12 protein-coding genes are annotated in these 15732 nt (G+C 47.5%); 8 read left to right on the plus strand and 4 right to left on the minus strand.

What is annotated here, in order from left to right; genetic code table 11:
* Positions 1-43: 43 nt before the first annotated feature.
* A complete protein-coding gene (locus D082_RS10740; RefSeq protein ID WP_028947675.1) occupies positions 44-391 on the minus strand; it encodes a rubredoxin in 348 nt (115 codons plus the stop codon).
* Positions 392-626: 235 nt separating this feature from the next.
* On the opposite strand from D082_RS10740, the gene dxs reads away from it, so the two are divergent.
* Complete coding sequence (gene dxs / locus D082_RS10745) at positions 627-2543, plus strand: 1-deoxy-D-xylulose-5-phosphate synthase (RefSeq protein WP_028947674.1); 1917 nt, start codon at positions 627-629, stop codon at positions 2541-2543.
* A gap of 130 nt (positions 2544-2673) precedes the next feature.
* Here dxs and D082_RS10750 read toward each other — a convergent pair whose 3' ends face one another.
* Entirely contained in the window at positions 2674-3420 is a 747-nt protein-coding gene (locus tag D082_RS10750) for a DUF561 domain-containing protein (protein WP_028947673.1), read from the minus strand.
* A gap of 130 nt (positions 3421-3550) precedes the next feature.
* Here D082_RS10750 and D082_RS10755 point away from each other — a divergent pair, with 130 nt between their 5' ends.
* The 4 genes from D082_RS10755 (at position 3551) to D082_RS10770 (ending at position 8862) form a co-directional block, all read left to right on the plus strand.
* Positions 3551-6028 (plus strand): phospholipid carrier-dependent glycosyltransferase, encoded by a 2478-nt coding sequence (locus D082_RS10755; RefSeq protein WP_028947672.1) that lies wholly within the window; start codon positions 3551-3553, stop codon positions 6026-6028.
* Positions 6029-6125: 97 nt separating this feature from the next.
* Complete coding sequence (locus D082_RS10760; RefSeq protein ID WP_028947671.1) at positions 6126-7121, plus strand: metal ABC transporter substrate-binding protein; 996 nt, start codon at positions 6126-6128, stop codon at positions 7119-7121.
* Positions 7122-7207: 86 nt separating this feature from the next.
* On the plus strand, positions 7208-7990 hold the full coding sequence (locus D082_RS10765; RefSeq protein WP_028947670.1) for a metal ABC transporter ATP-binding protein: 783 nt from the start codon (positions 7208-7210) through the stop codon (positions 7988-7990).
* On the plus strand, positions 7987-8862 hold the full coding sequence (locus D082_RS10770) for a metal ABC transporter permease (RefSeq protein ID WP_028947669.1): 876 nt from the start codon (positions 7987-7989) through the stop codon (positions 8860-8862). Before D082_RS10765 ends, D082_RS10770 begins: the two co-directional genes overlap by 4 nt.
* Positions 8863-8879: 17 nt before the next feature.
* Here the strand turns inward: D082_RS10770 and D082_RS10775 are convergent, their stop codons facing one another.
* Both D082_RS10775 and D082_RS10780 read right to left on the minus strand, forming a co-directional pair.
* Complete coding sequence (locus D082_RS10775) at positions 8880-10430, minus strand: TM0106 family RecB-like putative nuclease (RefSeq protein WP_238546702.1); 1551 nt, start codon at positions 10428-10430, stop codon at positions 8880-8882.
* Between the two features lie 88 nt (positions 10431-10518).
* A complete protein-coding gene (locus D082_RS10780) occupies positions 10519-11520 on the minus strand; it encodes an AraC family transcriptional regulator (protein ID WP_051738818.1) in 1002 nt (333 codons plus the stop codon).
* A gap of 206 nt (positions 11521-11726) precedes the next feature.
* On the opposite strand from D082_RS10780, the gene D082_RS10785 reads away from it, so the two are divergent.
* From D082_RS10785 to D082_RS10795, 3 genes are all read left to right on the plus strand, one after another.
* Entirely contained in the window at positions 11727-12215 is a 489-nt protein-coding gene (locus tag D082_RS10785; RefSeq protein ID WP_028947667.1) for a hypothetical protein, read from the plus strand.
* 61 nt (positions 12216-12276) lie between these two features.
* Positions 12277-13809, plus strand: a complete 1533-nt coding sequence (locus tag D082_RS10790) for a DUF1254 domain-containing protein (RefSeq protein ID WP_051738820.1) — start codon at positions 12277-12279, stop codon at positions 13807-13809.
* Positions 13810-14208: 399 nt separating this feature from the next.
* Positions 14209-15705, plus strand: coding sequence for a hypothetical protein (locus D082_RS10795; protein WP_158506512.1), 1497 nt, complete (start codon positions 14209-14211; stop codon positions 15703-15705).
* Positions 15706-15732: the final 27 nt, after the last annotated feature.

The following is a 15732-nucleotide window of genomic DNA, read 5'->3' on the forward strand; positions in this document are numbered from 1 at the left end:
AGCAGTGATCAGATTGATTGGGCCAAGGAGAGAGAATAAAACCTTAACCCATGCCGTAAAGACTAAGAAAAAAGAGGAAAATGACGAAAAGGCTACCAAAAATTAAAAGGTTTTTTTTGCCACTGCTCATGCGGTTAAAACCAAAACCATAGTTGAGATTTTCCGCAAAACCAGAAGGAGCATCGGTTTCCCCCGTACTCATGAAATAATTGCGAGGCGCTCCACAGACCGGACATTTCCAATTAAGGGGTAGCGCCTCAAAGGGAGTGCCAGGGGAAATGTTGGTTTTCTGATCCCCTTGGCTGGGGATGTAAACATAGCCGCAAGCCCGGCATTCATGGTTCGGGGAGGCCAACTCCGCTAAGGTCTTTTCGGGGGGACGCTCACTCATGGCAACTAAACCAGGGGACTGGAATAAATCTTTAGCAATCTTTGTTACAAATTATGACATCTTCGCTCCCCTTTTCCCCAGCCTTGCCATTGTCCATTGGCGATCACTCCCCCTCGCGTTTTTTCCGCGCCATGGCTGAGATTTTCCCGATATCCTCCCTTCACTTGATCGGTTAAAGTGTGAGAAGTTTGAAAAAACTTTGACGTTCTAGCCACCGTTTAGTCTCACATCCACCATGCACATTAGCGAACTGACCCACCCCAACCAGTTAAAGGGTTTATCCATCCGTGAATTGGAGGAAGTTTCCCGGCAAATTCGAGAAAAGCATTTGCAAACTGTGGCCACCAGTGGTGGTCATTTGGGGCCAGGACTGGGAGTGGTGGAATTAACGGTGGCCCTATATTCCACCCTGGATTTGGATAAGGACCGGGTGATCTGGGATGTGGGACACCAGGCCTACCCCCATAAAATGTTGACGGGACGCTATCACGATTTCCACACCCTGCGGCAAAAGAATGGGGTCGCCGGCTATCTCAAGCGTTCCGAAAGTCGTTTTGACCATTTTGGGGCGGGGCACGCTTCCACCAGTATTTCCGCTGGGTTGGGTATGGCTTTGGCCCGGGATGCCAAAGGGGAAGATTTTAAGGTGGTTTCCATCATTGGTGACGGAGCCCTGACCGGGGGCATGGCCTTGGAAGCGATTAACCATGCGGGGCATTTACCCCACACCAAGCTGATGGTAGTGCTTAACGATAATGAAATGTCCATTTCCCCCAATGTGGGGGCCATTTCCCGTTATCTGAACAAAGTCCGCCTCAGCAGTCCGATGCAGTTTTTGACGGACAATCTAGAGGAACAGATCAAACATTTGCCCTTTGTCGGGGATTCTCTGACCCCGGAAATGGAGCGGGTTAAGGAAGGGATGAAGCGCTTAGTGGTCCCCAAAGTGGGAGCTGTGATCGAAGAGTTGGGCTTTAAATATTTTGGTCCCATTGACGGCCACAATTTGCAGGAATTGATCGACACCTTTAAACAGGCGGAAAAAGTACCAGGACCGGTATTTGTCCATGTTTCCACCACTAAAGGTAAAGGCTACGATCTAGCAGAAAAGGATCAGGTAGGTTACCACGCCCAAAGTCCCTTTAACCTTTCCACTGGCAAGGCCTATCCTTCCAGTAAGCCGAAACCCCCCAGTTACTCCAAAGTTTTTGCCCACACGTTAACCACCTTGGCCAAGGACAATCCCAACATTGTCGGCATTACTGCAGCTATGGCTACCGGGACAGGGCTAGATAAACTGCAGGCCAAATTACCGAAACAGTATGTGGATGTGGGTATTGCGGAACAACATGCTGTGACCCTAGCGGCGGGGATGGCCTGCGAGGGCATTCGTCCAGTGGTGGCAATTTATTCCACCTTTTTGCAACGGGGTTACGACCAGATTATCCATGACGTTTGCATTCAGAAATTACCCGTATTTTTCTGTCTGGACCGGGCGGGTATTGTGGGGGCAGACGGGCCCACCCACCAGGGCATGTATGACATTGCCTATCTCCGTTGCATTCCCAATCTGGTGCTGATGGCTCCCAAGGATGAAGCGGAGTTACAACAAATGTTGGTTACTGGCGTTAACTATACCGACGGGGCGATCGCCATGCGTTATCCCCGGGGTAATGGCATTGGGGTGCCGCTGATGGAGGAAGGTTGGGAACCGTTGGAAATCGGTAAAGCTGAAATTCTCCGCTCCGGCGATGACGTACTCCTGTTGGGCTACGGCTCCATGGTCTATCCGGCTCTGCAAACGGCGGAATTGCTCCACGAACACGGCATTGAAGCAACGGTGGTTAATGCTCGCTTTGTCAAACCTTTGGATACGGAATTAATCCTGCCCCTGGCCCAGCGCATCGGCAAAGTGGTGACTATGGAAGAGGGTTGCCTAATGGGGGGCTTTGGTTCAGCGGTGGCGGAGACTCTGATGGATAACAACGTGTTGGTACCCTTGAAGCGTTTAGGGGTGCCCGACATACTCGTTGACCATGCCACTCCTGAGCAATCCACAGTCGATCTAGGTTTAACCCCAGCCCAGATGGCGGAGGATATTATGGCTTCGCTGTTCAAAGCTGAATCCGCCGTAACCCCGCGGGTCAGTTAAGGAAAGCTTCAACGAGCTTGCTGAGGGGGATTAAAGTTGTTTCAGTGCCCCCTCTAGGTTTTGATTTGTTCCCTAAATCCCCCAAATATTGGGGGACTTCTAACTTATTTTCTCGAACTTAAACCGTTGCCTAGGCAACCCGGACAGGCTGGGCCACTAAGGCATCCGCTAGACGGCGGACAGCGGCCACCATGGCCACAGGATCATTCAACTGGTTAATGGCGGAACCAACCCCTACTCCACTGGCCCCAGCGGCGATCGCCATGGGAACGGTGACATCGGATAGACCGGAGGCACAGAGGACAGGAACATTAACGACGCGGCTGATGGCATGGGCGGCGGCTAGGGTGGGGGCAGCTTTTTCGATCAGTCCCAAAACTCCGGCATGGTGGGGTTCAGCACTGGTACCCCCTTCGGTTTGGATGATGTCGGCTCCAGCGGCCACTAAAGCTTCGGCCAATTGCACCTGTTCGTCCAGGGCAAGGATATGGGGAACGGTGACGGAAAGGAGGGTGTGGGGTAACAATTGACGGGTGGCTTGGGTGAGGGCCAACACCTCTGGCCCTTCAAAACGACGACCCTGGGCGTAAAAACTGTCGAAGTTACCAATTTCCACCAGGTCCGCCCCGGCGGCCACGGCTTCCACTAATAATTCTGCTTCCACCGCCGATACACAAATGGGCAAATCAATGGCATGGCGCACTTGTTGGATCAATTGGCGATCGGCTGCAATGTCTACAAAAGTGGCGCCTCCGACCTGGGCAGCTTGCACCACGGCCAAAACTTTGGCGCTGTCGAAGTTATTTAAACCACTAATTACCTTCAAGGCGGTACGATTTTCCAGGGCCTGGTGGAGTTGGGAAAGGTTTACGCTCATAGGATTACCAAAATGATTAATGCTGAGTGGCATGGCCCCTGATCCTAACCGCCTAGGCTAGGCCAGGAAGACTTTCTGCCCCACTGATAACAATAGGCTATTGGCATCCATCTTAAGTCCACTCCCCGTTATGGTTAAGCAAATTTTTTCTAAACCCTGGACAGTGCCCCTACTGCTAACTTTTGTCTGGCTTGGTAGCAATGGCCTCGATCGCCTGTGGCTTACCCTAGACAAAACGGTGCCCGCTTGGGATCAGAGTAACCATTTATCCTACGGACTGGAATATTTGCAGACGTTAAGGTCACCGGAGCTTTTGAGTGGGGAATGGTGGCGAAGCTTTTGGATGCTTTCCCCTAAATATCCTCCCCTCACCTACATAGTCAATGCTCCTTTCCAAGCAATAACAGGGGGGGGCAGTGATCAAGCCCTGATCAGTAATTGGCTCTGGAGTGGCATTTTAATTATCTGTGTCTACGCCCTGGGCAAGAAACTTTTCAGCCGGGAAATTGGCCTGTGGGCAGCAACCATTATGGTTTTGACTCCCCGCTTAATCCATAGTCGGTTGATTGTGTTGTTGGATAGTCCTCTCCTGGCCTTTACCCTGTTAAGTTTTACCTGTTTGACCTATTGGAAAGAGTCCAAAGGTCGCCGTGCCCAATGGCTCTGGGCGATCGCCGCTGGGGTGGCCCTGGGACTGGGTTTATTGTCTAAACAAAGCATCATTTTTTACCTCTTTTTCCCTTTGCTGGGGTTGGGGCTGTGGAGCATCTGGACGAAGCAGTGGCAACGGTTAGCCCAATTATTAGTGGGTTTACTAGCAAGCATTCCCCTGTGGTATCCCTGGTATCGCACCAACTGGATTTACCTATTCAGCACTGCCCAAAATTCCAATGCTATTCCCGCTGGCCTAGAGGGGGACCCCCCCATTAATACCCTGGCGGCCTGGACTTACTACTGGCAGGATTTACCCAATGCCCTGTCCTGGGTGTGGTTACTACCGCCCTTGGTGGGGATGATTCTGTCTTTGCTCAATCGTTTTCCTTCCCAATTACAAATCCCCAGTTGGCGATCAGCAAGACCGGGCCTGCTCTGGTTAGGCTACTACTACGGCGGTACTTATCTAATCTGCTCCGCCATTCAAAATAAAGATGACCGTTACATTTTGCCCTATTTGCCCATTGTGGCCATTTTCCTTGCCTTTGGTCTGACCCGTTGGTGTGGTCGTTGGTTGTGGATACGGTGGGGCACGTTGGCGATCGCCATTTTGGTCACCATTGGTAATTTATTTCCTATCCCTGGCAGTGATGGCATTGTCCAAGCCCTGGGTCCGTCGGTATTATTCCGTCCCGATTTTGTTTTGCCAGCTCCCAACACGGAAGTCATTGCCGCCGCCATAGAAACTACCCCAGAGCAACGGATTAATTTGGGGGTGATTCCCAATACCCCGGCCATTAATCCCAATACGTTGAATTATTATGGTGCCGTGGCGGATTTTCGGGCCTATGGTCGGGAATTAAGTCGCAATGGGGAAATTATCCGGCGGGATCAGGAAAATTTTGACTGGTTTCTGACCAAAACCGGAGATAACTACCTAGCAGATCCGGTGCAGACTGAATTGGGGGAAACCATTACCCAGAATGGTGATTTTGCCGCTGTGCAAACTTGGCCTTTGCCCGATAACAGTGATTTAACCCTGTGGCACCGCCGTCAACCCAAGGTAGAGGTTAAATCCAGTCAAATTAACGCCGAATTGCCGCAACTAACCAAAGTTGATTTCCCGGCCAGTGCTCCCCCTGGTCAACCGGTACCCATCACCTACCATTGGCAGGGTAACGGCGATCGCCTGAGTGAGGGCATTGTTTTGCTCACTTGGGAAAATGTCAATGATCCTAATCAAGTTTGGTTCCATGACCATGCCATCGGTTTGGGGGAATTGCTTCCCTCGGTTGTGGATCAAGGCGTTGAAGTTGTTGAGCGTACTGCCATGCTTCCCCCAGCAGATCTACCTCCGGGGAATTATCGGTTAACGGGACAATGGTTAGACCCTGCCACCATGACAGCCCAACCCCTACCTTTGCCGGATATCACCCTAACCTTGGATACTGATGCCCCGGCTTTAGCGGCCCCTCCGTTGGATTTTGTCAGTCAACTGTATTATCTTTCCCAAAATTTACGTCAGGGCATTACCGGATTGGAGCCAGTTTTTGCCCAGGTTGACCGGATTAATCTATACGATCCCCGCCACGATTACCTACGCCAGGGGGATGTCAGTTGGACCTATCGCCTGAGCCAAAATCCCGTCGACCCCCTCAGTTTGACCTATGCCCAGGTGTTGGCCCGGGTGTTACAGGAAAATCCCCCCCAGGCGATCGCCGCCTTGCAATCCCTAGTCAAACTGGATCCGGAAAATCCTTACGCCCATGCCTATTTGGCCTTTGTCCATCTCTATGACTGGCAGGGATACCAAGGGGAACAAGCCCTAAAACCCGCTTTGGCATTAGCCCCCGAAAATCCAGAAATTAACGGTCTCCAGGCGATCGCCCTCTTTATGCAGGGAAAAATTTGGTCTGCCTGGCAAACGGTGCAAAATTCTGGGCTATTGAATTAGTCAACTACAATTTCGCCGACGGACCCCCAGTGCGTTGCCGGGGCAATTATGAGAGAATAATGAAAAGTGAAACAATTATGAAATCACTTTTATGCCCATGGCCATGTCATTTTCTCTCCGTCGAGTGTTGCTAGCGTCTAGTTTGACGCTAGGTTTCTGCTTGACCGGTTGCGGCCCAGGGGAAGTTGTCCCATCCGGCTCCCCCAGCCCGGCGGTGACGGCAACAGTGACCCCACAGAGCCAAACTAAAACTGGAGAGAAAAAAAAGGTTTTAACTACGTTCAGCGTCCTGGCAGACATGGCTCAAAACATTGCCGGGGATAAGTTGGTGGTGGAGTCCATTACCCGCATTGGTGCAGAAATCCATGGTTATGAGCCGACTCCCAGTGACATTGTCAAAGCCCAAGATGCAGACTTACTGCTCTATAACGGTATGAACTTGGAACGTTGGTTTGAGCAGTTCCTGGGCAACGTGGAAAATGTACCGTCGGCAATTCTGACGGAAGGCATTGAACCCATTGCCATCGCTGAAGGGCCCTACACCGATAAACCCAACCCCCACGCCTGGATGTCCCCCCGCAACGCTCTGGTGTATGTGGAAAATATCCGCCAAGCTTTTGTGGAAATAGACCCCGACAATGCGGAATATTACAACGCCAATGCAGCGGCCTACAGTGAGAAGTTGAAGGCGATCGATACCCAACTAGCTTCTGATTTGCAGAATGTACCCCCTAGCCAAAGATTTTTGGTCAGTTGTGAAGGGGCTTTCTCCTATCTAGCCCGGGACTATGGCATGGAAGAGATTTACCTCTGGCCCATTAATGCGGAGCAACAGTTCACTCCTAAACAGGTGCAAAGGGTTATTGAACAGGTGAAAACGAATGATGTACCGACAATTTTTTGTGAAAGCACCGTTAGTGATGAAGGGCAAAAACAAGTGGCCCAGGCCACCGGCGCTCGCTTTGGCGGCAATCTCTATGTGGATTCCCTCTCCACTGAAGAAGGCCCTGTGCCCACCTTTTTGGATCTGCTGGAATACGATGCCCGGACCATTGCCAACGGTCTTCTCGCCGGCGCCAACGCCAAGCCCTGAAAACGTTTCCGATGCTCAGATCCTAAGTAGCTCAGCCCAAATTTTGTAATTCAACTACCCACTCCAATCAAAACCCTTCTCTGGCGATGCACACCACTCTTCCCCGTCTGGATATATCCGTAGATAACGTCAGTGTTACCTACAACAACGCCCGACTAGCCCTTTACAATGCCACTTGCACCGTTGAACCGGGGACGATAACGGCTCTAGTGGGCCCCAACGGCAGTGGCAAATCAACTTTATTCAAATCCATTATGGGTTTTTTACAACCCAGTCAGGGGCGGGTACGCATTGGCGGTCTTTCAGTGCAAAAAGCGCAAAAACAGCAGTTGATGGCCTATGTGCCCCAGGCAGATGAGGTGGATTGGAATTTTCCGGTCAGCGTGTTTGATGTGGTAATGATGGGACGCTATGGCTATATGAATGTTTTGCGTATTCCTAGCCCCAAAGACCGTCGCCTGGTGATGGAAAGTTTAGAACGGGTGGGGATGCTTAAGTACCGCGATCGCCAAATTGGGGAACTGTCCGGCGGTCAAAAAAAACGGGCGTTTCTGGCCCGGGCCCTGGCCCAGGAAGGGAAAGTAATTTTGCTGGATGAACCTTTCACCGGGGTTGATGTGAAAACGGAAAAGGGGATGATCGATTTGCTCATGGAACTGCGGGATGAGGGGCACACGATTTTGATTTCTACCCATGATTTAGCTTCCATTTCTACCTTTTGTGACCGCACTATTTTGCTCAACCGCACCATTTTGGCGGCGGGGAAAACGGAGGAAACCTTCACCAAAGAAAATCTAGAGTTAACCTTTGGCGGCCTACCTATGGTGAGTCTGAATCAGATGTTTGAATCCGCCGAGGTGGACGGGTGAATTCCATCATTGTTAACATTTGGCATTGGCTCGTTGAACCTTTCCAATATGCCTTTTTAATCCGAGCAATTTGGGTCAGTGCCTTTGTCGGCCTGGTCTGTGCGGTGCTCTCCTGTTACATCACCCTCAAAGGTTGGTCCCTGATGGGGGATGCCATTTCCCATGCGGTTGTCCCCGGAGTGGTCTTGGCCTATGCGCTGAATATTCCCTTTGCCATTGGGGCGTTTACCTTTGGCTTTGGGGCAACGGTGGCGATCGGTTACGTCAAGTCCAAAACTCGACTAAAGGAGGATGCGGTCATTGGCATTGTCTTCACCGGCTTTTTCGCCCTGGGTCTAGTGTTGGTGACCAAAATTCCCAGCAATATTGATTTGTTCCACATCCTTTTTGGCAATGTACTGGGGATCTCTCAGCAAGACATTATCCAAACCCTAATTGCTGGATCGATAACGCTGGTGGTGATTTTACTGCGCCGCAAAGATCTGCTCCTCTTTTGTTTTGATCCCAACCATGCCAAGGCGATCGGCCTCCGTACCCAGGTGATGTATTACACACTCTTGTCGATCCTAGCCCTTACCATTGTGGCAGCCCTACAAACGGCGGGCATTATTCTGGTCATTTCCATGCTGGTCACCCCAGGGTCCATTGGTTATCTACTCAGCGACCGCTTTGACCATATGTTGTGGTACTCAGTCACCAGCAGTGTTCTATCCTGTGTACTCGGCACTTATTTGAGTTATCACTTTGACGTGTCAACGGGGGGCATGATTGTGGTTATTCTCACAATTCTGTTTGTCGTTACCATGGTCTGTGCGCCCAAATATGGCATTTTGGCCCAGGAACTGCGGCGGCTTTCAACACCCAATCCTTGAAGACAGGTGCAATTAGTCTATATGCTCGAAGATTTACTAGGGGTCAATGGTGTTTGTTGGATAGTTGACCCGCCTAAAAATTCCGTTAACCAATCCTTCAAGACCCAGGTGGCGCGGCAATCATCTTCGTTGTAGCGCAAAATTAATTCTAAAAATTGGCGATCGCCGGTGGTTAACCAATTGTCATACCAACAGACTGATTGATCCCCGCTGGCCTGGGCATCCCGCCATTGAAAACCTAACCAATTGGCTAGGGATTTGAGGGAATAACTTTCCACCGGGCAGATAACATGGTTGACCACATAATGGTGTAAATCAAAACATTGTTCGAGAATTTCTTCCCTCACTTTTACCGGCGTACCGTAGAGTTTACCCAGCCGCTTAATGGTTTCCCGTTCATACTCAGAAAAGTGATAAATGGGAGCACTGGGATAGGTCTGGATTAACTGGACAAATTCCTGCCAAATTAGACCTTCTTCTTCGGGATCTTTGGCCATAAAACCATAGAATTTCTCCGTTTTCTGCCCATGATCAACCACCACTACCCCCAGTAAATAGTCTAAATTTCGTTCCGGTTCCGCTTCAATGTCGAAATATAATTCCACTGGCGATCGGGGCAGAGGATAAACTTTTTTCTCCTTCACCATGGCCCTTTTTTCCACCAAAGCCAAAGCCTGTTGTTGTAACTGTTCAGCGATGGCTGTGCCCATTAATTCGGCCACTTGATGGGTTTGCATTTGGGCCAGGGAATCAATGGTTAAGACTCCCACTGTTTGCAACGATTCGTAGCGACTGGGGGTAACGCCCGGTACTAGGGAAAGGTGCTGTTGTTCCTGGGCGATCGCATAGCAATGATCGTACCAATGGCAAAGGTTACAGCGTTGGCGGGAAATAAAAATTTCCGGTTCTTCCGGTTGGCTGAGGGTTTGTACACAGTCCGCTAGGGTTTGGTGAAAACGGGGTAACCATTCCAACAAATCTACGGTGTAAGCATTGCCCCGGCGCAAAATTATTTCTACTTTTTGGGGTAATTGACCCTGGTACACCGCCAGTAATTGGGCATAGAAAGCGGCCAAAATTTTATACTCTGGTTTTGGTCTGCGCCCTAATTGAATACTAATAGGTCGATATTGCCAGTTACCCCAGCGGGATCGACCAGGCACTTTGACCAATAAATGGGGATGGCCTAATAATTCCAGGGGTTCTAATTCCTCCCCATCAAAATTAATGGGTAAACTATGGCTGAGGTAGCCTCGATAAATACAGGTTACCCCCTGGGCCATTAAGGTTTTCGTTTCCCGGGCCCTATCTTGCCAAAGAGTGGTGGGGGTTTCCGGCTCTCGATAATCGGTAAATTGGGTGGTAAGTACTTCTTGGATATGTCTCTGGCTTTCCTGGCGCAATTTGAGCAAAAAGTCTCGCTCCGGGCGACGCTCCTCCATTGCCCCGTGGGTGTTGAGATGGGCCCGCCGTTGACAACGCTTATAGTCCAGCAGAAGGGAATCGGTGACTAACATACCGCCCCAACGACCACTAGCTGGCAATCGTTTCGGTTTACTGTTCCCCAATGGTTACTATTCTGTCGGGGAAATTCGCTGAGATCATCCACAAAGTTCACAAATCAAAAAGTTTTTGCCCAAGTTAACCCCCATTATTCTATGAATCTGAAAAAAGTTGTCGAAAACGGTGGGGACTCATACCTGTCCATTGTTTAAAAGCCCGGGTGAAGTGGGCCGCATCTTGATAGCCTAGCTCAAAAGCAATATCAATGATTTTGATTTGACTTTCACCCACTAGTTGCAGGGCTTTTTGGTAACGTAGGCGGGTAACTAATTGGGAATAGGTAAATTGCTCTTCGGCCAGGCGACGTTGTAAAGTACGCACACTCATCTGGGACAGATTGGCCGCTAGTTGCACAGAGGGATAACGTTCTTTGAGCAAAGGGGCGATCGCCTGTTGGAGGGAATCGGTAAAACTGAGGGGAGGGACCGAAGCAAGGAGAAGCTTGTGATCGGAATCGTGATCGGTCTCGTTGAGGGGAGACAGAGGCAAACTTAAAAGTCGGCGTGGAAAGATAATTGCAGAAATACCCTGCTGTGTTTCAATCCGAGCTTGGGAGAGGGAGAAGTTACCAATTTTTCCCAAATATGGAGTTTGTAAATATGCTTCTTGGGGATGCCAATTTTGACCAGCTACTCGGCGAATTAACTTGAGCATGAGGGTCAGTGAAAAATGGGAAGCGTGGTGTGAATCTTCGTTAATTTGTTTAAATTGTTGTCCGAACCATGCCCGATCACCATTTTCTCCTAACCATAAACATTCTTGGGAGTTGAATATTCCCATAAATCTAATGGCAATGGCGATCGCCTCATAAAGGGTTGTTGCTTGGGAAATAAGGCGACCGAAAGCATGTAGTTCTTCGAGCTCAGTGCGTTCACCTACCAACCAGCCCAAATCTTCGATCCCCTCCCGTTGGGCCGCCTCCAACAAAAAGGCAAAAACCTGATGACGGGGTAAAAAAGCATAGGGATCTTCCAAGGCAAAGATGGATAACTGCGATCTCCTTAATAACTTTTCAGTTGGTGTGCCGATTTTGTCAAGGTAGTTAACAAAAGGCTGAAGATTACAAGCCCGGATGAGCGGAATGGCACGCACCATAAATAAAAATTAAGTATTTTCCCCGATGGTAACTTGGCACGAAATGGCAAGCAAGGGCCATTATTGTTCTGTATCCTTACCTAAATCCTTTGTCCACTTAAGTACTTGGCCATAATTCTGCAAATCGAAAATATTAAGTTTTTTAGTAATTTTTATTTTATCTGGATTGATTCGTACAAATAAACTTGCGCTGTTCGTAAATAGTTATGCAATCGCTAAAACATGAAGTCAGAAAAGTGGGCTCCCTCAGCCTCTTTTTCTTTATTGGTTACGGATATATTCTCATTCTAATGAAGCTTTTGCTCAAAGAGTTCTCTGTCGATGTCAATATTTTTGCCAAGGTTGTGATTTATTCAATAATTTCAGCTAAATCGGTGGCCATTATGGACATGACTCCTTGGATGAATCGTTTTTCAGAATATCCCCGTTATCTTCAAGTTCTTTACAAAACTTCCATTTATACCCTTGCTGTTTTTCTCTTGAATTTAATTGAGAATATTTTCCATGCTTATCACCAAACCAAAGCCTTAAATTCTGCGTTTATGCTATTTTTGGAGACCCGTAGCTTTAGCCGCTTTTTGGCTATTCTTCTGTGTGTTTCAATTATATTTTTAATTCATAATATTTTTCAGGAATTTGACCGATATTTAGGGAAGGATAACCTAAGCAAATTTTTCCTTAAGCCACCCCAGTAATTTTCAAATTCTAAATAAGAGAATGGCAATTACTTCTCATATTTTCAAATACTTTAAAATTATGAATCAACCAGAAAAAATTTTATTAAATTTGCTATTTTTTACCATTGCCGCTCCCCTAATCTTTGGCTACAACCATCAAGCTAATGTCGTCAGCGCATTGCCTGAATACCCAACAAAGGAGACTGTTAACATGACTAGCATTGAGGAAACCAATAAAATTTCTACTGTGGCTAAAGCCGCTACCCTTACCCCAGAGGAAGCCCAAAAAATTGCCATTCAAGCCTATACCTATGGTTATTCCCTCGTTACAACTGAAATTACTCGCCTGGCCTTCACAAACACCACTAAGCCTAACCCCGCAACTCTGCAAGCTCCGTTAAATCAAATCGTCAATCAGCCTGCCTATCCCCCCGCAACCTATAAAGGGGTAACAGCTCCAAATGCAGACACCCTGTATTCGGTTGGATTTATAGATGTCAGCCAAGAACCAATGGTGTTCTCCTATCCTGACATGGGAAAACGATTTTTTCTGTTTCCCATCTACGATGCATGGACTAATGTGATTAGTGTGCCAGGCTCTCGAACCACCGGTGGTCAAGCCCAAACCCTCCTTATTACAGGGCCCTCTTGGCGTGGAGAAGTTCCCTTTGGAATGACCCAGGTTAAATCTCCCACTAATAACCTCTTCATCATTGGCAGGGTTTATGCTGACGGGACGGCCTCTGATTTTGCCAAAGTTCATGGATTACAAAAAGAATTTAACTTAGTTCCCCTTAGTCAACACGGAAAATCCTACACTCCACCGACAGGCAAAACCGGGGGACCTTATACGCCTAAAGACATTGTTCGAGATCTAATTCTCAACATGAGCCCTCCTGAATATTTCAACTTAATGGCAAAGCAGATGGCGATCGACCCTCCTACTTTACCCAGGGACCAAGCCGTAGTCGAAAAAATGGCTAAATTGGGCATTGTTCCAGGGCAACCCTTTAGGTTTGATCAACTCGATCCCAAAGTTCAAGAAGCATTAACCGGTGTGGGGGAAACTGTTTTAGAAAGCTTAGAAGCTTGGCAAAAAACCGGCGGAAAAATAATTAATGGTTGGTCAATTCCAGGGGCTGCCGGAAGTTATAGCACTGATTATCTTGCCCGTGCGGCTATCTCTGCCTTTGGGTGGGGGGCTAACCTTCCTCAAGATGCTGTCTATCCCACGGCAAAAGTTGATGGAACGGGTCAATCTTTAGTAGGAAATAATGTTTATAAAATGCATTTTAAAAAGGGAGAAACACCGCCCGTTGACGGATTTTGGTCAATTACTATGTATGATGAGGAGTTTTATTTTTATCCTAACCCCCTTAATAAATTGACCCTCAGTCCACGAGACAACTTACAGTACAATACCGATGGCTCATTGGATCTTTATTTTTCCCATCAGCAACCCCAGGGAGTACCTGAGTCGAATTGGCTACCGGCTCCCCAAGAAAAGTTTATTTTGATGATGCGTCTTTACTGGCCAAAAGAAAACCCTCCCTCTATCCTTCCCCCTAACAATCCATCTTGGAATCCCCCTGGCATTGAACAAATAAAATAGCAAAATTTTTCTCCTAATAATGCCAAAAATTAGGAAAGAATAATTCCTTAATTAATAAATCCAAACTGAGGAAGAGTATTCTTCATGCAGAAAATAAAATCAGCCATAGCTATACAGGTACTAATAACTACCGCGAGTGTGCTTTTGCCTGCAAACTCGATGGCCAGTTCCATTTCTCTTCCTTCCCCGGTGATAGCGGAAAAAGTCACTAATCCATGCGATAAAAGTCTGCCGAATCCCTATCCATTTACATCGGCTGAACACTATTCCAAACGAGAAGAAAGCCAGCTATTATTAACTGCTCCGACTAGTGCCTGTGCCTCCGATCTCGAAATTCCACCTGCAACAACAAATATTTTAATTTCTCAAGCAATTGTCCCTTCTCCTGAATCTATTCCTTTGTCTCCTGAATTAGGCGAATCCTTACAAATTGAAACCCCAGAAGATGTTAATCGCTGGCGGTTTACCTTTCAACCCTATGTCACCATTCCGGTGAGCACCTACGGTAGTGCCACGGTCAAAGGGGAGACCGTTAACTACAGCCTGGGATTAGGTACACTATTGGAATCCCTCAAAGCAACTGCCAGTGGTCGAGTGGAAGCGTGGAATGGGAACTGGGGATTTATTATTGATGGCTATTATGCCAATTTAGGGGCTGTGAATGGCATTGGACGAGTCAATACACGCACGCCAAGCCTATTTAATACAGTGGATTATCTCCTGAGCCGGGGGATTAATACGAATTTAGAACAATTTGCGAATCAACTCAGTCAAGATATTCAGGCACTTAGAGAAGCAAAAGAGCTTAAAAGCGTTGAGATCGAGATAAAATTAGACACCCTAGAGGAAAATGTCCAAGCCCTTAAGGATACCCTAAGGCAGGATCTACAGTCATTGCAAGATGTAGCAGAAAATATTAATAGCTTACGAGAAGAATTAGCTGGCAAAAAACAGAACCTAGAAACTTTGACTGCTAAAATTGATGATTTACAAGGGTTACGGGAGTCAGGCTTTGAGCTAGAACCAGATCAAAAAATAAAAGCGGCAATCGCCATTAATAGTGCCATTGCTAATAATCAGAATAAACTTCAAGATCTACAGGCTAAATTTACTAAATTTAATAGCTTACGTAATCCTCCCGATCTAGCCCCCATCCGTGAAAATCTACAACAAATTAAGCAAACATTACAGGAAACCCAGCAAAAAGTTGAAGAATTACGGAAAATAAAGGATAGCGAACCTTTGCAACAATTACAAGCGGCTATCCAAGAAAAGCAAGCCGAAGTTACCCAGACCTTAGAAAAACTGAAAACGGTTAAAGAATTTGTTGAAAATCGAGACCCGCAACAGATTAGCAACGATATCACGAGCAATCTAGATTTTAGTCAAGGAATCTACGACTTTGCCTTGACCTATAATTTTGGCGATACACCACCTACCAGTTTACCCAAAGAAGCATCGGGTAAACCCTTCCCAAGACTATGGTTTCAGCCAATTCTGGGGACTCGCCTTAATAGCCTCAATTTAGAGCTAGAAAACACCATTAATTACAAAATTTCCAGTAGTTTAATTAACATTGAAGGAACAGCACAAAATACCTATCAAGCCAGTAAATTATGGTTTGAACCCCTGCTGGGGGCAAAGGCAGGAATTCAACTATCAGATCCGATTACCCTTTGGTTGCGGGGGGATTACTCTGGTTTTGGTTTGGCCGGTGACACCAATTACAGTTGGAATTTAATCTTTGGCATGGATTGGTGGGTTCGGGAAAATATTTCTTTACAATTAGGCTATCGTTTTTACGAAATTAATTACCAAAATGGTAGCGGCAGTGATGCCTTTGGTTTTTCAGAATTATTTAATGGCCCCTTTGTTTCCGCCAGTTTCCATTTTTGATTATTCCTCTCTGGCTACCCATATCAA

It is taken from the genome of Synechocystis sp. PCC 6714 (genome assembly GCF_000478825.2).
Classification (GTDB): Bacteria; Cyanobacteriota; Cyanobacteriia; order Cyanobacteriales; family Microcystaceae; genus Synechocystis.

Coding starts and splice junctions, on each gene's coding strand:
- D082_RS10740 (WP_028947675.1), bottom strand. CDS start 391: ATGAGTGAGCGTCCCCCCGAAAAGACCTTAGCGGAGTTGGCCTCCCCG.
- dxs (WP_028947674.1), top strand. CDS start 627: ATGCACATTAGCGAACTGACCCACCCCAACCAGTTAAAGGGTTTATCC.
- D082_RS10750 (WP_028947673.1), bottom strand. CDS start 3,420: ATGAGCGTAAACCTTTCCCAACTCCACCAGGCCCTGGAAAATCGTACC.
- D082_RS10755 (WP_028947672.1), top strand. CDS start 3,551: ATGGTTAAGCAAATTTTTTCTAAACCCTGGACAGTGCCCCTACTGCTA.
- D082_RS10760 (WP_028947671.1), top strand. CDS start 6,126: ATGGCCATGTCATTTTCTCTCCGTCGAGTGTTGCTAGCGTCTAGTTTG.
- D082_RS10765 (WP_028947670.1), top strand. CDS start 7,208: ATGCACACCACTCTTCCCCGTCTGGATATATCCGTAGATAACGTCAGT.
- D082_RS10780 (WP_051738818.1), bottom strand. CDS start 11,520: ATGGTGCGTGCCATTCCGCTCATCCGGGCTTGTAATCTTCAGCCTTTT.
- D082_RS10785 (WP_028947667.1), top strand. CDS start 11,727: ATGCAATCGCTAAAACATGAAGTCAGAAAAGTGGGCTCCCTCAGCCTC.
- D082_RS10790 (WP_051738820.1), top strand. CDS start 12,277: ATGAATCAACCAGAAAAAATTTTATTAAATTTGCTATTTTTTACCATT.